This is a genomic window from Salipiger sp. IMCC34102 (assembly GCF_004145405.1).
Lineage (GTDB): Bacteria > Pseudomonadota > Alphaproteobacteria > Rhodobacterales > Rhodobacteraceae > Loktanella.
On the sequence record NZ_SELQ01000002.1, the window covers coordinates 351888 to 366451 of the forward strand.

Here is a 14564-nt window from a genome sequence, read left to right on the forward strand (position 1 = left end):
GCGCTATCCAATATCAGGGCGCCGTCGCGCGCCCCGCTCTCGGATCTTTGACCCGTTTCAACAGCCCGCGCGCGCCGAAGGTCTCCGCCGTCTCGCCCGCCTGCTCGAGGGCACGCCACCGCGCAAGCCCTTCCGCAAGGTCCGGGCGGTGGTCCTGCGGCACGGTCCAGATCACCAGGTGACCGCTGTCGTCCGGCACGAACCATTCCGCGGAACGGGCCAGGAATTTCGCGTGCACCGTCTTGTGAACGAAGGACCACAGGCTATCGGCGTCGCGCCAGACCAAAAGCGTGCTTGCCGTGTTCGGCCGAAGCGCGAAGGCACCCGACAGCTCCGTCTGCGCCTCGAACATGCTTTCGCCGTCCAGCATCCAGACGAAACCGTCGCTGCGCTGCGCCAGCAGGTTCACCCAGTCGAGCGCATTCTGGAAATCCGCGATTCGGGGATCGTCCCACGGATAGCGCAGCGTCCCGAAGTTGAGCTCCGCGAGCGGCATTACTCCGCGGCGATGGGACGCTTGTGCTTGATGCGGTCCTCGATCTCGTCGCGGAAGTTGCGGATCAGGCCCTGGATCGGCCAGGCGGCGGCGTCGCCGAGGGCGCAGATCGTGTGACCCTCGACCTGCTTGGTCACGTCGAGCAGCATGTCGATCTCCTCGACCGCGGCGTTGCCCGCGATCAGACGTTCCATCACGCGCATCATCCAGCCGGTGCCCTCGCGGCAGGGGGTGCACTGGCCACAGGATTCGTGCTTGTAGAACTTGGCCAGCCGCCAGATCGCCTTGATCATGTCGACGTTCTTGTCCATCACGATGACCGCCGCGGTGCCCAGACCCGACTGCAACTCGTTGCGCAGGTAGTCGAAATCCATCACCGCGTCGCGCATCTTCTCGCCGCGCACGCAAGGCACGGACGACCCGCCCGGGATCACGGCCTTGAGGTTGTCCCAACCGCCGCGGATGCCGCCGCAGTGCTTCTCGATCAGCTCCTCGAAGGAGATGCTCATCTCCTCCTCGACCACGCAGGGGTTGTTCACGTGGCCGGAGATCGCGAAGAGCTTGGTGCCCGCGTTGTTCGGACGTCCCATGCCGGCGAACCATGCACCGCCCCGGCGCAGGATCGTCGGCACCACGGCGATGGATTCCACGTTGTTCACCGTCGTCGGGCAACCGTAGAGGCCCGCGCCCGCCGGGAACGGCGGTTTCATCCGGGGCATGCCCTTCTTGCCTTCGAGGCTTTCCAGAAGCGCCGTTTCCTCGCCGCAGATATAGGCCCCCGCCCCGTGCGCGAGGTAGAGGTCGAAGTCCCAGCCGGAGCCGCAGGCGTCCATGCCGATCAGACCGGCCTCGTAGGCCTCGTCGATGGCGTTCTGCAGCGCTTCCTTCTCGCGGATGTATTCGCCGCGGATGTAGATGTAGCAGGCGTGGGCCTGCATGGCGAAGCTGGCGATCAGGCAGCCTTCGATCAGCGTGTGCGGATCGTGGCGCATGATCTCGCGGTCCTTGCAGGTGCCCGGCTCGGATTCGTCGGCGTTCACCACCAGATAGGCAGGCCGCCCGTCGCTTTCCTTGGGCATGAAGGACCACTTGAGACCCGTCGGAAAGCCCGCCCCGCCGCGTCCGCGCAGGCCGGAGGCCTTCATTTCCTCGACGATCCAGTCCTTGCCCTTGCCCAGGATATCCTTCGTGCCGTCCCAGTGGCCGCGCGCCTGCGCGCCCTTCAGCGACCGGTCGTGCATCCCGTAGAGATTGGTGAAAATGCGGTCCTGATCTTTCAGCATGGCGCGGGTCCTCAAACGTCAGTCAGGGCCCACCGGCCCCCGTTACCGCGTCTTTTGCCAGATTCTGACGGTGACAACCAGTGACCAAATGAACGCAGCCAGGCTGATGAGGTAGAACAGGATCTCGAACCGCGGCGGAAGGCCCGTCACGGCCACGAGCCACGGCGCGAGGATCGCGAGCACACCGCCCGCGGCGATCACGATTGCGGCGATGCGCCCCTGGCGCGCGGTCTCTTCGGTGTGCTGGCTCATGCGTCAGGACCTATCGTCCGTGACGGCCGGGGTCGAGGCCCCCGCCTCCGTCGCGTTGAACAGGGCCTTGGCCTGATCGACCCAGGCGTCGCGGCTGGCCCGCCCCCGAAAGCCCACGAGGTTGTCGTCGACCCAGGCCAGTTCCGCGTCGGACCAACCGGCCATCTGGTCGAAATGGTAGATGCCGAGATCGTTGAGGGCTGATTCGAGCTTCGGCCCCACCCCCTTGATCCGCTTGAGGTCATCCGCCGTTCCGTTGCGTGGAGCGCCAAGCGTCTCGGGCTTGGCCGCATCATCGGTTGCGGTCCCCTCCCCCATCTCCGCCGGGTCGGATGGCCTCTCACCTCCGGGCGTCGGCGTGGCATTGGGCGGCGTTGCAGCATCGGAGGGCGTCGCAGCCGTGATCGGCACGGCCGCGCCGGATGCCGTCGAGACGCTGGCCGGGACCGGTTTCGGCTGTGCCTCCACCTCGGACGTGCCGGGCGCACCGGGATCGGACATCGCGGAGTCGGGCGACGGGCCCGTCGCTTTCGGTTCCGGTCTGGCCATTACCTCAGACGCCCCTTTCGACCCGGGGTCGGCTGCGGCATCGGGGGCCACGGACGGCTCGGTCGACGGGGCCGGACCGACGGGCGAGGTTTGCGCCTCGGCGGTCTCGACCGATGCCGCACCTTTCGCGCCGGGTGCAGGCACGGCGTCAACTTCGTGTGCTTCGTCCTCGCGTGCGTCGACCTGCGTGGGGGCCGTACCCTCGCCCTGTCGTGCATGATCGGAGGTGTCAGCGCCCGCCCCTTGCGGACCGGCCGCGGTCGCGCCGGTGGCATGCGACGCGGCGGCACCTGTCGCCGGAGCGTTCGTGCTCCGCCCCGCCGCGCGGGGTTCGACCGTCCGGGTGGCCGCCGGGCCTTGCCGTCCCTTCCAGACCGCATAGGCGACGATCACCGTCACCACCCCTGCGACGAGCAAGGCCCACCCGAAGCCGGCCCCGAACATCGCTGCGACCACGCCGGCGATCAGCCCGAGCGCCGCCGCGATCAACAGAATTCCCACTTCCTTCGGAGCCGTCGTTTTCATCGCACTTCCTCTGGTTGCCTTCCCAAGAGACTAAGCGCGTTCGAGCGTCAGACCAGAAAAAAGGCCCGAACCGGGACGACGTGTCCGGTTCAGGCCTGGAAACAAGGTGAAAAATGATGCGCCGCGCGCTAGTCAGCGGAAAGATGCCGCGCCTGACCGACCCAATCGTCGCGCATCACGCGGCCACGGAATTTCAGCCGCGAATCGACCCAGGCCATCTCCGCCTCCGACCAGCTTGCGATCTGGTCGAAATGGTAGATGCCCAGATCGTGCAGCATGCCTTCGATCTTCGGGCCCACGCCCTTGAGTTGCTTCAGGTCGTCCGCTTCGCCCCCACGGGGGCCGTCGAGCGTTTCGGGTTCGGATTCCTCGACCCCTTCCAACGGGTTGTGGGCGGCCGAGGTGGGCTTGGACGAGGCGGCACCGTCGCGCGCCGTCACGTCGCTGTCGTCGGTATCGACGGCAGCGCCGCCGGTCTTGGGCCCCGCGCCGGTCGTGCGCGGACCGGGGGCGGGCGTGTCCTCTCCATCGTGGCCGGAGGCGCCCTTGAGGTTCTCGCGCGCGTCCTCTTCGCTGTCGAGCGAGGAATCCTTCATCGTCTCGCGCGTATCGACCTTCTCCTCGGGGGCGACGCTGCCTTCCTCTGGCTTGCCGGACGGCTCGACGTCGGGCGCTTCGCCGCGCACCTCGGCCATCCCGTCGGAGGCATCGCCCACGTCACGCGGCGCCTCTTCATCGCCCGCAACCCGGCCGCCCTGCGCGCCGTCCGGTCCGTCGGGGGCCATCTTCTCGTCGCGCGCGGCGGCGACGGGATCTTCGTCCGCCGTCCCGGCCCTTTGCCAAGGCGTGAGCAGCGGCACCTCGGTCCCGTCGATCCGCTTGAGCGTGTCGCCGATGTCCGTGGCCAGCTGGGCGCTCGCGTTGAACTGGGCCTTGCCGCTTTCGTGGTCCTTGAGGCTGGTCAGCCCCGAGAGCGGCTCGGAAGCGTAGCGCCCGTTCTGCGGTCCGGGGACCGGAACCTCGCCCTTGCCCATCCGCTCGATCAGCTCGCGCAGCTTTTCGGCGGTCAGATCCTCGTAGTAATCCTTGCCGATCTGAGCCATCGGCGCGTTGGCGCAGGAGCCGAGACACTCGACCTCCTCCCAAGAGAACTTACCGTCGGAGGACAGCGTGTGCGGCTTGTCCGAGATCATCTCGCGGCAGACGCCGATCAGGTCCTCGGCGCCGCAGATCATGCAAGACAGCGTACCGCAGACCTGGATATGCGCGACGGAGCCCACAGGGGCCAGCTGGAACATGAAGTAGAAGGTCGCGACCTCGAGCACGCGGATGTATTGCATGCCCAGCATGTCGGCCACGTGTTCGATCGCTGCGCGGGTCAGCCAGCCTTCCTGTTCCTGCGCGCGCCACAGCAGCGGAATGACCGCGCTGGCCTGGCGGCCTTCGGGAAACTTGGTCATCTGCCCCTCGGCCCAGGCGCGGTTGGCATCCGTGAAAGCGAACGAATCCGGCTGGTCGGGGTGCAGGCGTCTTAGCATGTCGTAGTCTTTCGCAGGGTCGGGTCAGATGCAGCGGTCGCTTAGCACGCGGATCGCGCCGCTGCCAGAGACCTCCACCCGGCCTTCGGCTTCGAGTTGCGGCGTCAGCGAGAGCAGTTCCTGCTGGCTGATGGTGGCATCCGTCAGCACGTCCGAGACGTTCTCCGTCGTCAGCGCGCAGCCGTTGTCCTCGATCCCGCGCACCAGCCGTTCCTTGGCCGTTAGCAGCGTGGGCTGCGGCGTCGGCGCCGATTGTTCCATCGGATCGGCGGGCATGTTGTTGCCCAGGCTCGGAATGCCGGGCGAACAGGCGGTCACGCCGATCAGGGCCAGCGGGGTCAGGATACGCTTCATCGGTCGATCTCTCCAAAAACGACGTCCATGGTGCCGATGATGGCGGCGACGTCGGCCAGTTGGTGCCCCTTGGAGATGTGGTCCATCGCCTGCAGGTTCAGATATCCGGGCGCGCGCAGCTTGGCGCGATAGGGCTTGTTGGTGCCATCCGCCACGAGGTACACGCCGAACTCGCCCTTGGGGGCCTCGACCGCGGCGTAGACCTCTCCGGGGGGCACGTGGAAGCCTTCGGTGTAGAGCTTGAAGTGGTGGATCAGACTTTCCATGTCGGTCTTCATCTGACCGCGCGTCGGCGGGGTCATCTTGCCCCGCGCCATGACTTCGCCCTTCTCGACGCGCAGCTTCTCGCAGGCCTGGCGCATGATGTGGACCGACTGGCGCATCTCCTCCAACCGGACGAGGTAACGGTCGTAGCAATCGCCGTTCTTGCCCACGGGGATCTGGAAGTCGAACTCGTCGTAGCACTCGTAAGGCTGCGACCGCCGCAGGTCCCAGGCAAGCCCGGATCCCCGCACCATCACGCCGGAGAAGCCCCACTGCTGGATCTCTTCCTCGGTCACAATGCCGATGTCGGCGTTGCGCTGCTTGAAGATCCGGTTCTCGGACAGAAGCCCGTCGATGTCGTCGATGACGCTTGGGAACTGCTGGCACCAGGCGTCGATATCCTCGATCAACTGGTCCGGCAGATCCTGGTGCACGCCGCCCGGGCGGAAGTAGTTGGCATGCAGCCGCGCACCGCAGGCGCGTTCGTAGAAGATCATCAGCTTCTCGCGCTCCTCGAAGCCCCAGAGCGGCGGCGTCAGCGCGCCCACGTCCATGGCCTGCGTGGTCACGTTCAGCAGGTGGCTCAGGATGCGCCCGATCTCGGCGAAGAGAACGCGGATCAGCGAGGCGCGGCGCGGAACTTCCGTCTTCGTCAGCCGCTCGATGGCAAGGCACCAGGCGTGTTCCTGATTCATCGGCGCCACGTAATCGAGACGATCGAAATACGGCAGGTTCTGCAGGTAGGTCCGGCTTTCCATCAGCTTCTCGGTCCCGCGGTGCAGCAGGCCGATATGCGGGTCGCAGCGCTCCACGATCTCGCCGTCGAGTTCGAGAACGAGGCGCAGAACGCCGTGCGCCGCAGGGTGTTGCGGGCCGAAGTTGATATTGAAGTTACGGATCTTCTGTTCGCCGGTGCGCGCGTCCGTCGATCCGTCGTCGTAGGTGTTCACGCGGATGTCGCCGTCCATCATTTCGCGCTCTCCTTGCTCACGTGGCCGTCCGGGGCCGCCTTGTCGTCGCCCGGCAGGATGTATTCGGCCCCTTCCCAGGGCGACATGAAGTCGAACTGCCGGTATTCCTGAACCAGGCTCACGGGTTCGTAGACCACGCGCTTCTGCACTTCGTCGTAGCGCACTTCGGTGTAGCCCGTCGTCGGGAAATCCTTGCGCAGCGGATGCCCGCGGAAGCCGTAGTCCGTAAGGATCCGGCGCAGGTCCGGATGGCCCGAGAAGAGGATGCCGAACATGTCGAAGATCTCGCGCTCGAACCAGTTGGCGCTGGGATGCACCGGCAGGATCGAGGGCACCATGTCCTCCTCGCGCACGTCGATCTTCAGGCGGATACGCTGGTTCCGGTACATCGACAGGAAGTGGTAGACGACCTCGAACCGCTTGGGACGATTGGGGTGATCGACCGCGGTGATGTCCACGAGGGTCGAGAACTTGCACGCCGGATCGGCCTTCAGGAAGTCGACGAGGCCCACGATGTTGGACAGGGCCACCTTCACGGTCAGCTCGCCATGCGCCACGTCCCACGACAGGACGCAATCCTTGCGGCGGGTTTCCAGATGCTGGCCAAGTTCGGTCAGGGCGTCGGACATGGGCGGCCTCCTCAGCGAATGATGTTGCCGGTGCGGCGGATCTTGCGCTGCAACTGCAGGATCCCGTAAAGCAGCGCCTCCGCCGTCGGCGGGCAGCCGGGCACGTAGATGTCCACGGGCACGATCCGGTCGCAGCCGCGCACCACGGAATAGCTGTAGTGATAGTAGCCGCCGCCGTTGGCGCAGGACCCCATCGAGATCACGTAGCGCGGCTCGGGCATCTGGTCGTAGACCTTGCGCAGCGCGGGCGCCATCTTGTTGGTCAGCGTGCCCGCCACGATCATCAGGTCGGACTGGCGTGGCGACGCGCGCGGTGCCGTCCCGAAGCGTTCCACGTCGTAGCGCGGCATGGAGGTGTGCATCATCTCGACAGCGCAGCAGGCCAGCCCGAAGGTCATCCAGTGCAGGCTGCCGGTGCGCGCCCAGTTCACGATGTCCGCGGTCGAGGTGACGAGGAATCCCTTGTCGCTCAACTCCTTGTTGAGCGCCTGCGTGGCGACTTCCCGATCGGGGCCTGCGTCGTTGAGACCTGTGGCGATACCCATGCGCGATCCGCTCCTGGCTGGTGGTCGATGGCCTTTCGGCCGGTCCTCTTCGACCTAAGTGCCGCGCTCAACAAGGTCAAGGCGACATGCCGCCCCCCCACCTGCGTCACACGCGCCCGTTCACGCGATTGTATTGCTGGCCGGTGGAGCTTGGGACGCACCATCGCGGAGAAAAGATCTAGGGGGGGTATCTGGCGGAGAGACAGGGATTCGAACCCTGGAGACGGTCTCCCGCCTACACACTTTCCAGGCGTGCGCCTTCGACCACTCGGCCACCTCTCCGGTGCGGGCTACTTAGCGGCGGGGCGCGGGCTGTGCAAGCCCGATGCGCGCGGAATCGCACGGGGTGGGCATTGTTCTTTGTGCGCCCGGGCGACATAGTCGGGGCGGACTTGGCGATGCTGCACGAACGAAAGGCGGGGTCGATGAAACATACGCCCCCTTCGAAGGTGGAACGCAGCAGCGTGCGGGTCGATCCCGCGCGCGTGCAGACCACGGCGCTGGTCATCATCGCCTTTGCCGTGGTGCTCTTTCTGCTGGTGCAGGCGCGATTCCTGCTGATCTCGCTCGCGACCGCGATCATCCTGTTCTCGCTGACCTCCGACGTGATCAACTTCATCGCCCGGCAGCGTATCGGACCGGTGCGTATCCCCAACTGGCTCGCCAGCCTCGCGGCCGTGCTGCTGATCGCCGCGGCGCTGATCACGCTGACCTCGATCCTGGTGGCGCAGCTCAACACCGTGCTCGTCACCACGCTGGCCTACGCCGAGCGGGCCCCCGACGCCATCGCGGCGCTCTTCGGCTGGGCCGGTGCGGACGTGGAAGAGGCGGTGCGCAACTCCGTCGCTTCGATCGAACTGTCGGGCTACCTGCGCGGTGCGGCGGGCGGCGCCACCTCGATGACGCAGGCCAGCGTGCTGGTGATCCTCTTCGTGGGGTTCCTCTTCGTCGAGCGGGTCTGGTTCCAGACCAAGCTGTCCAATTTCATCGGCGATCCAGAGCAGGCGCGCCGGGTCGGTCGGATCATCGGGTCGATCATCCACCGCGTGAACTACTACCTGCTGGTCAAGACGGGCATCAGCCTGGTCACGGGGGCGATGACCTACGTGCTGGCGCGCGCCTTCGGGCTGGAGATCGCCCTGCCCCTCGGGGTCATCACGTTCGTGCTGAACTTCATCCCCAACGTGGGCTCGATCATCGCGACGGGCCTCGTAGCGCTGGCCGCCTACATTCAGCTGGGCGATCCTTGGTACACGACGGTGATCTTCGCGGTCGCGGGCACGATCCAGTTCGTCAACGGCTCGATCATCGACCCGATGCTCATGGGCCGCGCCCTGCGCCTGTCGAGCTTCGGAATCCTGCTGAGCCTCGCCTTCTGGGGCGCGGTCTGGGGCATCCCGGGAATGTTCCTGTCGGTGCCGATCATGGTGATGCTGCTGGTCGTGTGCAGTCACGTCGAAGCGCTGCGCCCCGTCGCGATCCTTCTGTCGCGCGAAGGATTGCCGGAGGACGACGGCGAACTGCCCCCCTCGCGGGCACCGCGCCCGTGACCAGCTACATCATCCATCTGGCGCGGGCCGTGGAGCGTGCGCCCAACGTCGCGCGCCTGCAGGGCATCCTGCCCGGACCGGTCCATATGCTCGACGCGGTGGACGCGCGTGCGCTGACCGGCGACTTGGGCGCCCGGCGCAGGCTTCATTTCCCCCCCTACCCCTTCGCCTTACGCCCGGCCGAAATCGCCTGCCTGCACAGTCACCGCCTGGCCTGGAAAACGATCCTGGAGGGGCCCGACGACACGGCGCTGGTGGTCGAGGACGATTGCACCTTCGACCCCGTCCGGTTTCCCGCGGCCCTGTCGCTGGCCCGGGCGCAAGCCACGCCGGAGAGCTACATCCGATTCCCGATTCGCACCATCGAACGACCGGCGGAGGAACTGGCGCAGGACGGCGCGACGCGTCTGTTTCGTCCGCAGGTCACCGGCCTGGGGGCGCAGGCGCAACTGGTGGGCCGTGCCGCAGCCGCGCGCCTGCTTGAGGCGACGCAGCGCTTCGATCGGCCCGTCGACACCCTGCTGCAGATGACCTGGATCACCGGCCAGACGATGCACTGCGTGTTGCCCAGCGGAGTTTCCGAAATCTCGCGCGAGATCGGCGGCTCCACCATCGGCACGCGCCTGTCGCCGGGGGCCAGACTTGGCCGAGAAATCGCCCGCCCGCTCTACCGACTGGCGCTTCGGGCGACGGCACGGGTGCGGGCCCCGTGATCCGCGTCGCCATCGTCGGCAACGGTCCGGTGGCCAAGCGCGATCAGGCAGAGATTGCGCAGGCGAAGGTGATTTTCAGGTTCAACCGCGTCCCGGAGGCGAACCGGACGGAAAGTGTCGCGACCACCCACCTCGTCCTGGCCAACAGCACCAAGCAGATCGGCACCTACCTGACGCAACGCGCCTACCTGGCCGACCCCTGCTTTTCGGCGGCCCGGACCATCGTCGCGCCCCATGCGCCGCAGATCGTCGCGGCCTACATGCGCAAACCCAACCTGCTGTCGCGCCTGAAGGGCCGCCGTGCCGACTGGGCCGAGGCCTGCGCCCGGGCGGCGGCGGACACCGGCAAGAGCTTCGCGATCTGGCCGGCCTCCCTCTACCTGACCGCATGCGAAACCTTGGGCATCGACCCCGTCCCGCGGACGATGTTCCCCAGCACGGGCTTCCTTGCCGTCCAGCACGCGCGGGACAGCTACCCGCCCGAGACCCACCAGATCCATCTCTACGGCTTCGGGTTTCAAGGCTGGAAGCGTCACGACTGGCCGGCGGAGGCGCGGGTCCTGCGCGGCTGGGCCGACGAGGGCGCGCTTACCCTGCATCCCGTCGGTGATCCCCCCTGACCGGGTGCCGTCAGCCGTTTCCCAGGTGCAGGTAGACGCGCCGGTTCTCGCGGCCCTTCTTCTCGATCTTGCCAAGCCGCAGCGCGCCAATCTCGCCGGTGCGCGCAACATGGGTGCCGCCACAGGGTTGCAGATCGACCATCGCCTCCCCTTCGCCGATCCGCACCAGGCGGATCCGTCCGGCGCCGCGCGGGGGCTTCACCCGCAGGGTCTTCACCAATTGCGGGGCCGCGGCGAGTGCGGTCTCGGTGATCCACTCCGCGGTCACCGGCAGGTCGCGCGCGACGAGATCATCGAGTGCGGCCTGCACAGCCTCGCGGTCCTTCGGCGGGGCGTCCATGTCGAAGTCGAGACGGCTCTTGTCCGCGCCGATCTGGCCGCCGGTGACGGGCCTGGGGATCACCACGGACAACAGGTGAAGCGCTGTGTGCATCCGCATGTGTGCCCTGCGGCGCGCCCGGTCGATGCGCTGCGTGACCGGCGTTCCCGGCGCGGGCAGACGGGACGGCTCTGCCGGGACGAGCACGATGTCGTCACCCTGCCCCTTCACCGTCGTTCCGATCGCCAGGCTGCCGCCGGCCCAGTCCAGCCGCCCGCTGTCGCCCGGCTGCCCCCCCGCCCTGGGGTAGAAGAGGGTCCGGTCGAGCACGATCCCGCCTTCCTCGGTCAGGGCGGTGACCACCCCTCCCGCCTCGACGCGGTAGGCATCCTCGAGATAGAGCGGCACGCTCATGATGCGGTTGCACCTGCGTCGGCATCGCCCTCGCCTTCCGGCGTGCCGTCTTCGAGGTCCTCCGCCGTCAGCATCGATTGCGGCTCGTCCGGGCGTTGCCGGACCGGCGCGCCCTCGTCCGACGCGGTCCCCGCCGCGTCGCGCGACCGGATCCAGATGTCCGTCTGCGGGAAGGGCACCTCGATCCCGGCGGCATCCAGACGCCGCTCGATCAGGCTGTTCATCTCGTCGATGACGATCACCTTCCAGTTCACGTCCCGCAGGATCACCCGCAGCTCGAAATCGAGAGAGGATGCCCCGAAGGCCATGAACAGCGCTTGTGGAGCGGGATCGGCGATCACCATCGGGTTGTCGTCGGCCACCTCGAGAAGGATTTCCTTCACCGCCGCCACGTCCGACCCGTAGGCCACGCTGACCGGCAGGATCAGACGGCCGACGAGGTTGCCCCGGGTCCAGTTCGTCACCTGTCCGCTGACGAGGTCGGCATTGGGGATGATGACGTCCGTGCGATCGAAGGTCTCGATCCGCGTCGCCCGGACCGAGATGTCTCGCACGTAGCCCACCTGCCCGTTCACCTCGATCATGTCGCCTTCCCCGATGGGGCGCTCGATCAGCAGGATGATCCCGGACACGAAGTTCGACACGATGGTCTGCAGGCCGAAACCGATCCCGACCGACAGGGCACCCGCGACGATCGCGAGGCTGCTGAGGTTGATCCCCGCCAGCGTGATCGCAAGCAAGGCCGCCAGGGTGATCCCGATGTAGCCCAGGCCGGACACGACGGCGTTCTGCCCCCCGAGGTCGAGCCGCGTCCGCGGCAGCACCGTCGTGCGAAGCGAGCGCTGCAGAACGCGCGTCGCGATGTAGCCGATGGCGAAGACGGCGGCGAAGGTCAGGAAATCGGTGGGCGAGATCGTCGCCTCTCCGATCCGGAAGCCCGCGCGGAACCGGGTCCAGACCTCGATCAAATCGGCGGTCGAGGCGCCCCAGACCAGGGCCGTGACAGGAATGAGGGCGATGAACAGCATGACACCGACCAGGATCGGCACCAGCGAGGACGTCTCCTCCGCCGGATCGGCCGGTGCGAAGAGCCGCGTCACGAGCCGCTGCATGACCACGAAGCCACCAAGGATGGCCAGCGTCATCACCGTGGGAGAGAAGAGCGCCCGCGTGGCGTCCGCGAAGCCCAAGGCCGCCAGGATCGGGGCCGCGACCGCCACCAGCGTGCAAAGCTGTCCCACGATGATCCGCTTGCGCCCCGGCCCCTCCTGCGCCTCGCCGCCCACGGGGGCGTGGCGCAGCAGCCAGCCCATGCGCCAGAGCGGCAGGCAGGTTACGATCAGCACCGGCAAGCTCACGACGGAGATCGCGATGGTCGCGGCCCCGACGTCACGCAGCATCGCGTTCACCACCAGGACGATCGCCACCATCACGCCAAGCCCGATCCCGGCGTGGCGGAACTTGTGCCGATTCTCCGCATCGTAGCCCAGCGGGCCGCGGGTGGCATCTTTCGGAAAGAGGTTCAGGTTCAGCCAGCGCGCGACGATCACGATCACGCCCGCGTTGTAGAGCGCCGCCAACAGGGCCTGACCGGTGCGCGGCAGCACGCCGAACTGGCGCAGGGCTATGAAAAGCGCCGACATGCCCAGCAGGGGCAGCAGAAGCTGAAGGGCCGAGAGCAAGGTCGCCCACAGGGCCCTGCCCCGCGCCTGGCTCGCTTCGACCTTCGTCTGCGCCAGCGACAGCCAGCGAGGAGAGCGCACCAGCAACAGCAGCGCCGCCGCGAGCGCCAGAAGACCCAGCGGCACCGTCTGCCACAGATTGCCCGTCACCTCCGCGTCGGTGACCTGCGCGTAGAGCCGATCGCCGACCTGTCGCATCGACGTGGAAACCGCCTCCGTCGCCGCGGCCCAGTTGTCGGGGTTGAGCGGCGACGACGCACGCACGGTCAACCGCCGGGTGTCGGCGGCGCGCAGGGTGCGGTCGATCTCGGCGATCAACCCGTTGGCGCGGGCGTAGGCCTCCGAGGCGAGCATCGCGGGCGCCTGCAGCGCGTCGAGCTGGGCGCGGACCTCTTCCATACGTGCCGCGATGGCGGGTGGAACCTCGGCGCCTTCGGTGGCGGGCGTCAGGGCGGCGATCTGGGCCCGCAGCGTGCTGATCCGTCCGGTGTTCAGGTTGGAATAGGCCATGAACCGCGCGCGCCAATCGAAAAGCCGCGTGCGCAGGGCCTGCAGGGTCGGAACCGACGCCTCGGTGGCCAGGGTTTCCTCTGCCATGGCCGCCAGGTCGCGCCAGTCGGACAGTGGACCGGTGCGGTCGGCCAGCGCGGCTTCGGCATCATTGAGTGCGCCGGGATCGGGGTCGACGGCGTCGGCCGACGCCGCCTCTTCCTCGGCGGCAGATTCGGACCCGCCGGTGAGGGCGTCGAGGCCGACCTGTGCGCTTGCCTGGAACCCGAAGAGCAAGCACAGCAGAACCGCAAGGATGCGTGTCATGCGTCCTCGAACACGCCGGGGATCGATTGCGGGGACTGGTCGAGCCAATCCGGGTAAGGCAGCCCCTTCGATTTCAGGAAGTCGGGGTTCCAGACCTTGGACTGGTAGCGCGTGCCGTAGTCGCACAGGATCGTCACGATGGTATGACCCGGCCCCAGTTCGCGGGCCAGACGCATCGCGCCCGCGACGTTGACGCCGGAAGACCCGCCAAGGCACAGCCCCTCGGTCTTGAGCAGATCGAAGGTGACCTCCAGCGCCTCGGCGTCGCTGATCCGGTAGCAGTAATCGGGCGTGAACCCTTCGAGGTTCGCCGTGATCCGTCCCTGACCGATGCCTTCGGTGATGCTGTCGCCGGGATTTTCCTCGCCGGTATAGATCTTGAAAAGCCCGGCGCCTTCGGGGTCGGACAGCGCGACCTTCACGCCCTTGGGCTGAAGCACCTCGGCCACCCCCGCCAGCGTCCCGCCGGAGCCCACGGCACAGGTGAATCCATCTACCTTACCTTCCGTCTGCTCCCAGATCTCGGGTCCGGTCGTCTCGACGTGGGCCTGCCGGTTCGCCACGTTGTCGAACTGGTTGGCCCAGATGACGCCTTCGGGCGTGTCCTGAGCCAGCTTCTCGGCCAGGCGGCCCGAGTATTTGACGTAGTTGTTGGGGTTCTTGTAAGGCACCGCGGGAACCTGCACGAGTTCCGCGCCGGCCAGCCGCAGCATGTCCTTCTTTTCCTCGGACTGGGTTTCGGGGATGACGATGACCGTCCTGAAGCCCATCGAGGCACCGACGAGGGCCAAACCGATCCCGGTGTTGCCGGCCGTGCCCTCCACGATCGTACCGCCGGGCTTCAGCTGCCCCTTCGCGACCGCGTCGCGGATGATGTAGAGCGCTGCGCGGTCCTTGACCGACTGGCCTGGGTTCAGGAACTCCGCCTTGCCAAGGATCGTGCAGCCGGTCGCCTCGGAAGGACCGCGAAGCTTGATGAGCGGGGTGTTGCCCACGGCGTCGGCAAGATCGGACTTGATATGCATGAGGGCGGCCTTTCGCGTG

The 14564-nt window shown here is 67.2% G+C and carries 15 protein-coding genes and 1 tRNA gene; 3 read left to right on the forward strand and 13 right to left on the reverse strand.

Features of this window, described 5'->3' with window-relative positions; all coding sequences use genetic code 11:
• Positions 1-13 precede the first annotated feature (13 nt).
• The 10 genes from EU805_RS06005 to EU805_RS06050 all read right to left on the reverse strand — a co-directional run bounded on the left by EU805_RS06005 (position 14) and on the right by EU805_RS06050 (position 7688).
• Positions 14-496, reverse strand: a complete 483-nt coding sequence (locus EU805_RS06005; protein ID WP_129763044.1) for a DUF3291 domain-containing protein — start codon at positions 494-496, stop codon at positions 14-16.
• Positions 496-1779 carry an NADH-quinone oxidoreductase subunit NuoF gene (gene nuoF / locus EU805_RS06010; protein WP_129763045.1) on the reverse strand — a complete coding sequence of 428 codons (1284 nt, stop codon included), beginning with the start codon at positions 1777-1779 and terminating at the stop codon, positions 496-498. Before nuoF ends, EU805_RS06005 begins: the two co-directional genes overlap by 1 nt.
• 42 nt (positions 1780-1821) lie before the next feature.
• A complete protein-coding gene (locus EU805_RS06015; protein WP_129763046.1) occupies positions 1822-2031 on the reverse strand; it encodes a DUF5337 domain-containing protein in 210 nt (69 codons plus the stop codon).
• Positions 2032-2034: 3 nt separating this feature from the next.
• Entirely contained in the window at positions 2035-3105 is a 1071-nt protein-coding gene (locus EU805_RS17570) for a hypothetical protein (protein ID WP_207208081.1), read from the reverse strand.
• A 128-nt stretch (positions 3106-3233) separates the two neighbouring features.
• On the reverse strand, positions 3234-4643 hold the full coding sequence (nuoE, locus tag EU805_RS06025) for an NADH-quinone oxidoreductase subunit NuoE (RefSeq protein ID WP_129763047.1): 1410 nt from the start codon (positions 4641-4643) through the stop codon (positions 3234-3236).
• Between the two features lie 24 nt (positions 4644-4667).
• Positions 4668-4997: a hypothetical protein gene (locus EU805_RS06030; protein WP_129763048.1), complete on the reverse strand. Its 330-nt coding sequence runs from the start codon at positions 4995-4997 to the stop codon at positions 4668-4670.
• The gene (locus EU805_RS06035) at positions 4994-6232 is read right to left on the reverse strand and encodes an NADH-quinone oxidoreductase subunit D (RefSeq protein ID WP_129763049.1); all 1239 of its coding nucleotides are present in this window, start codon (positions 6230-6232) and stop codon (positions 4994-4996) included. The genes EU805_RS06030 and EU805_RS06035 overlap by 4 nt, the downstream gene beginning before the upstream one ends.
• Positions 6229-6861, reverse strand: coding sequence for an NADH-quinone oxidoreductase subunit C (locus tag EU805_RS06040; protein WP_129763050.1), 633 nt, complete (start codon positions 6859-6861; stop codon positions 6229-6231). The genes EU805_RS06035 and EU805_RS06040 overlap by 4 nt, the downstream gene beginning before the upstream one ends.
• Before the next feature lie 11 nt (positions 6862-6872).
• Positions 6873-7406, reverse strand: a complete 534-nt coding sequence (locus EU805_RS06045; protein ID WP_129763051.1) for an NADH-quinone oxidoreductase subunit B family protein — start codon at positions 7404-7406, stop codon at positions 6873-6875.
• Positions 7407-7598: 192 nt separating this feature from the next.
• Positions 7599-7688: transfer RNA gene (locus EU805_RS06050), tRNA-Ser, on the reverse strand.
• A gap of 143 nt (positions 7689-7831) precedes the next feature.
• Between EU805_RS06050 and EU805_RS06055 the strand changes: the two genes are divergently transcribed.
• From EU805_RS06055 to EU805_RS06065, 3 genes are read left to right on the forward strand one after another with little or no spacing between them, the layout of a single operon-like run.
• The gene (locus tag EU805_RS06055; RefSeq protein ID WP_129763052.1) at positions 7832-8956 is read left to right on the forward strand and encodes an AI-2E family transporter; all 1125 of its coding nucleotides are present in this window, start codon (positions 7832-7834) and stop codon (positions 8954-8956) included.
• Positions 8953-9669 (forward strand): glycosyltransferase family 25 protein, encoded by a 717-nt coding sequence (locus EU805_RS06060; protein WP_129763053.1) that lies wholly within the window; start codon positions 8953-8955, stop codon positions 9667-9669. Before EU805_RS06055 ends, EU805_RS06060 begins: the two co-directional genes overlap by 4 nt.
• Positions 9666-10289, forward strand: a complete 624-nt coding sequence (locus EU805_RS06065) for a hypothetical protein (protein WP_129763054.1) — start codon at positions 9666-9668, stop codon at positions 10287-10289. The genes EU805_RS06060 and EU805_RS06065 overlap by 4 nt, the downstream gene beginning before the upstream one ends.
• Before the next feature lie 10 nt (positions 10290-10299).
• Here EU805_RS06065 and EU805_RS06070 read toward each other — a convergent pair whose 3' ends face one another.
• Genes EU805_RS06070 through EU805_RS06080 form a run of 3 tightly spaced genes read right to left on the reverse strand, consistent with a single transcriptional unit; the run spans position 10300 to position 14545 of the window.
• The gene (locus tag EU805_RS06070; RefSeq protein WP_129763055.1) at positions 10300-11022 is read right to left on the reverse strand and encodes an alanyl-tRNA editing protein; all 723 of its coding nucleotides are present in this window, start codon (positions 11020-11022) and stop codon (positions 10300-10302) included.
• Positions 11019-13520, reverse strand: a complete 2502-nt coding sequence (locus tag EU805_RS06075) for a DUF3772 domain-containing protein (RefSeq protein ID WP_129763056.1) — start codon at positions 13518-13520, stop codon at positions 11019-11021. The genes EU805_RS06070 and EU805_RS06075 overlap by 4 nt, the downstream gene beginning before the upstream one ends.
• The gene (locus EU805_RS06080; RefSeq protein ID WP_129763057.1) at positions 13517-14545 is read right to left on the reverse strand and encodes a cysteine synthase A; all 1029 of its coding nucleotides are present in this window, start codon (positions 14543-14545) and stop codon (positions 13517-13519) included. Before EU805_RS06080 ends, EU805_RS06075 begins: the two co-directional genes overlap by 4 nt.
• Between the last annotated feature and the right edge of the window lie 19 nt (positions 14546-14564).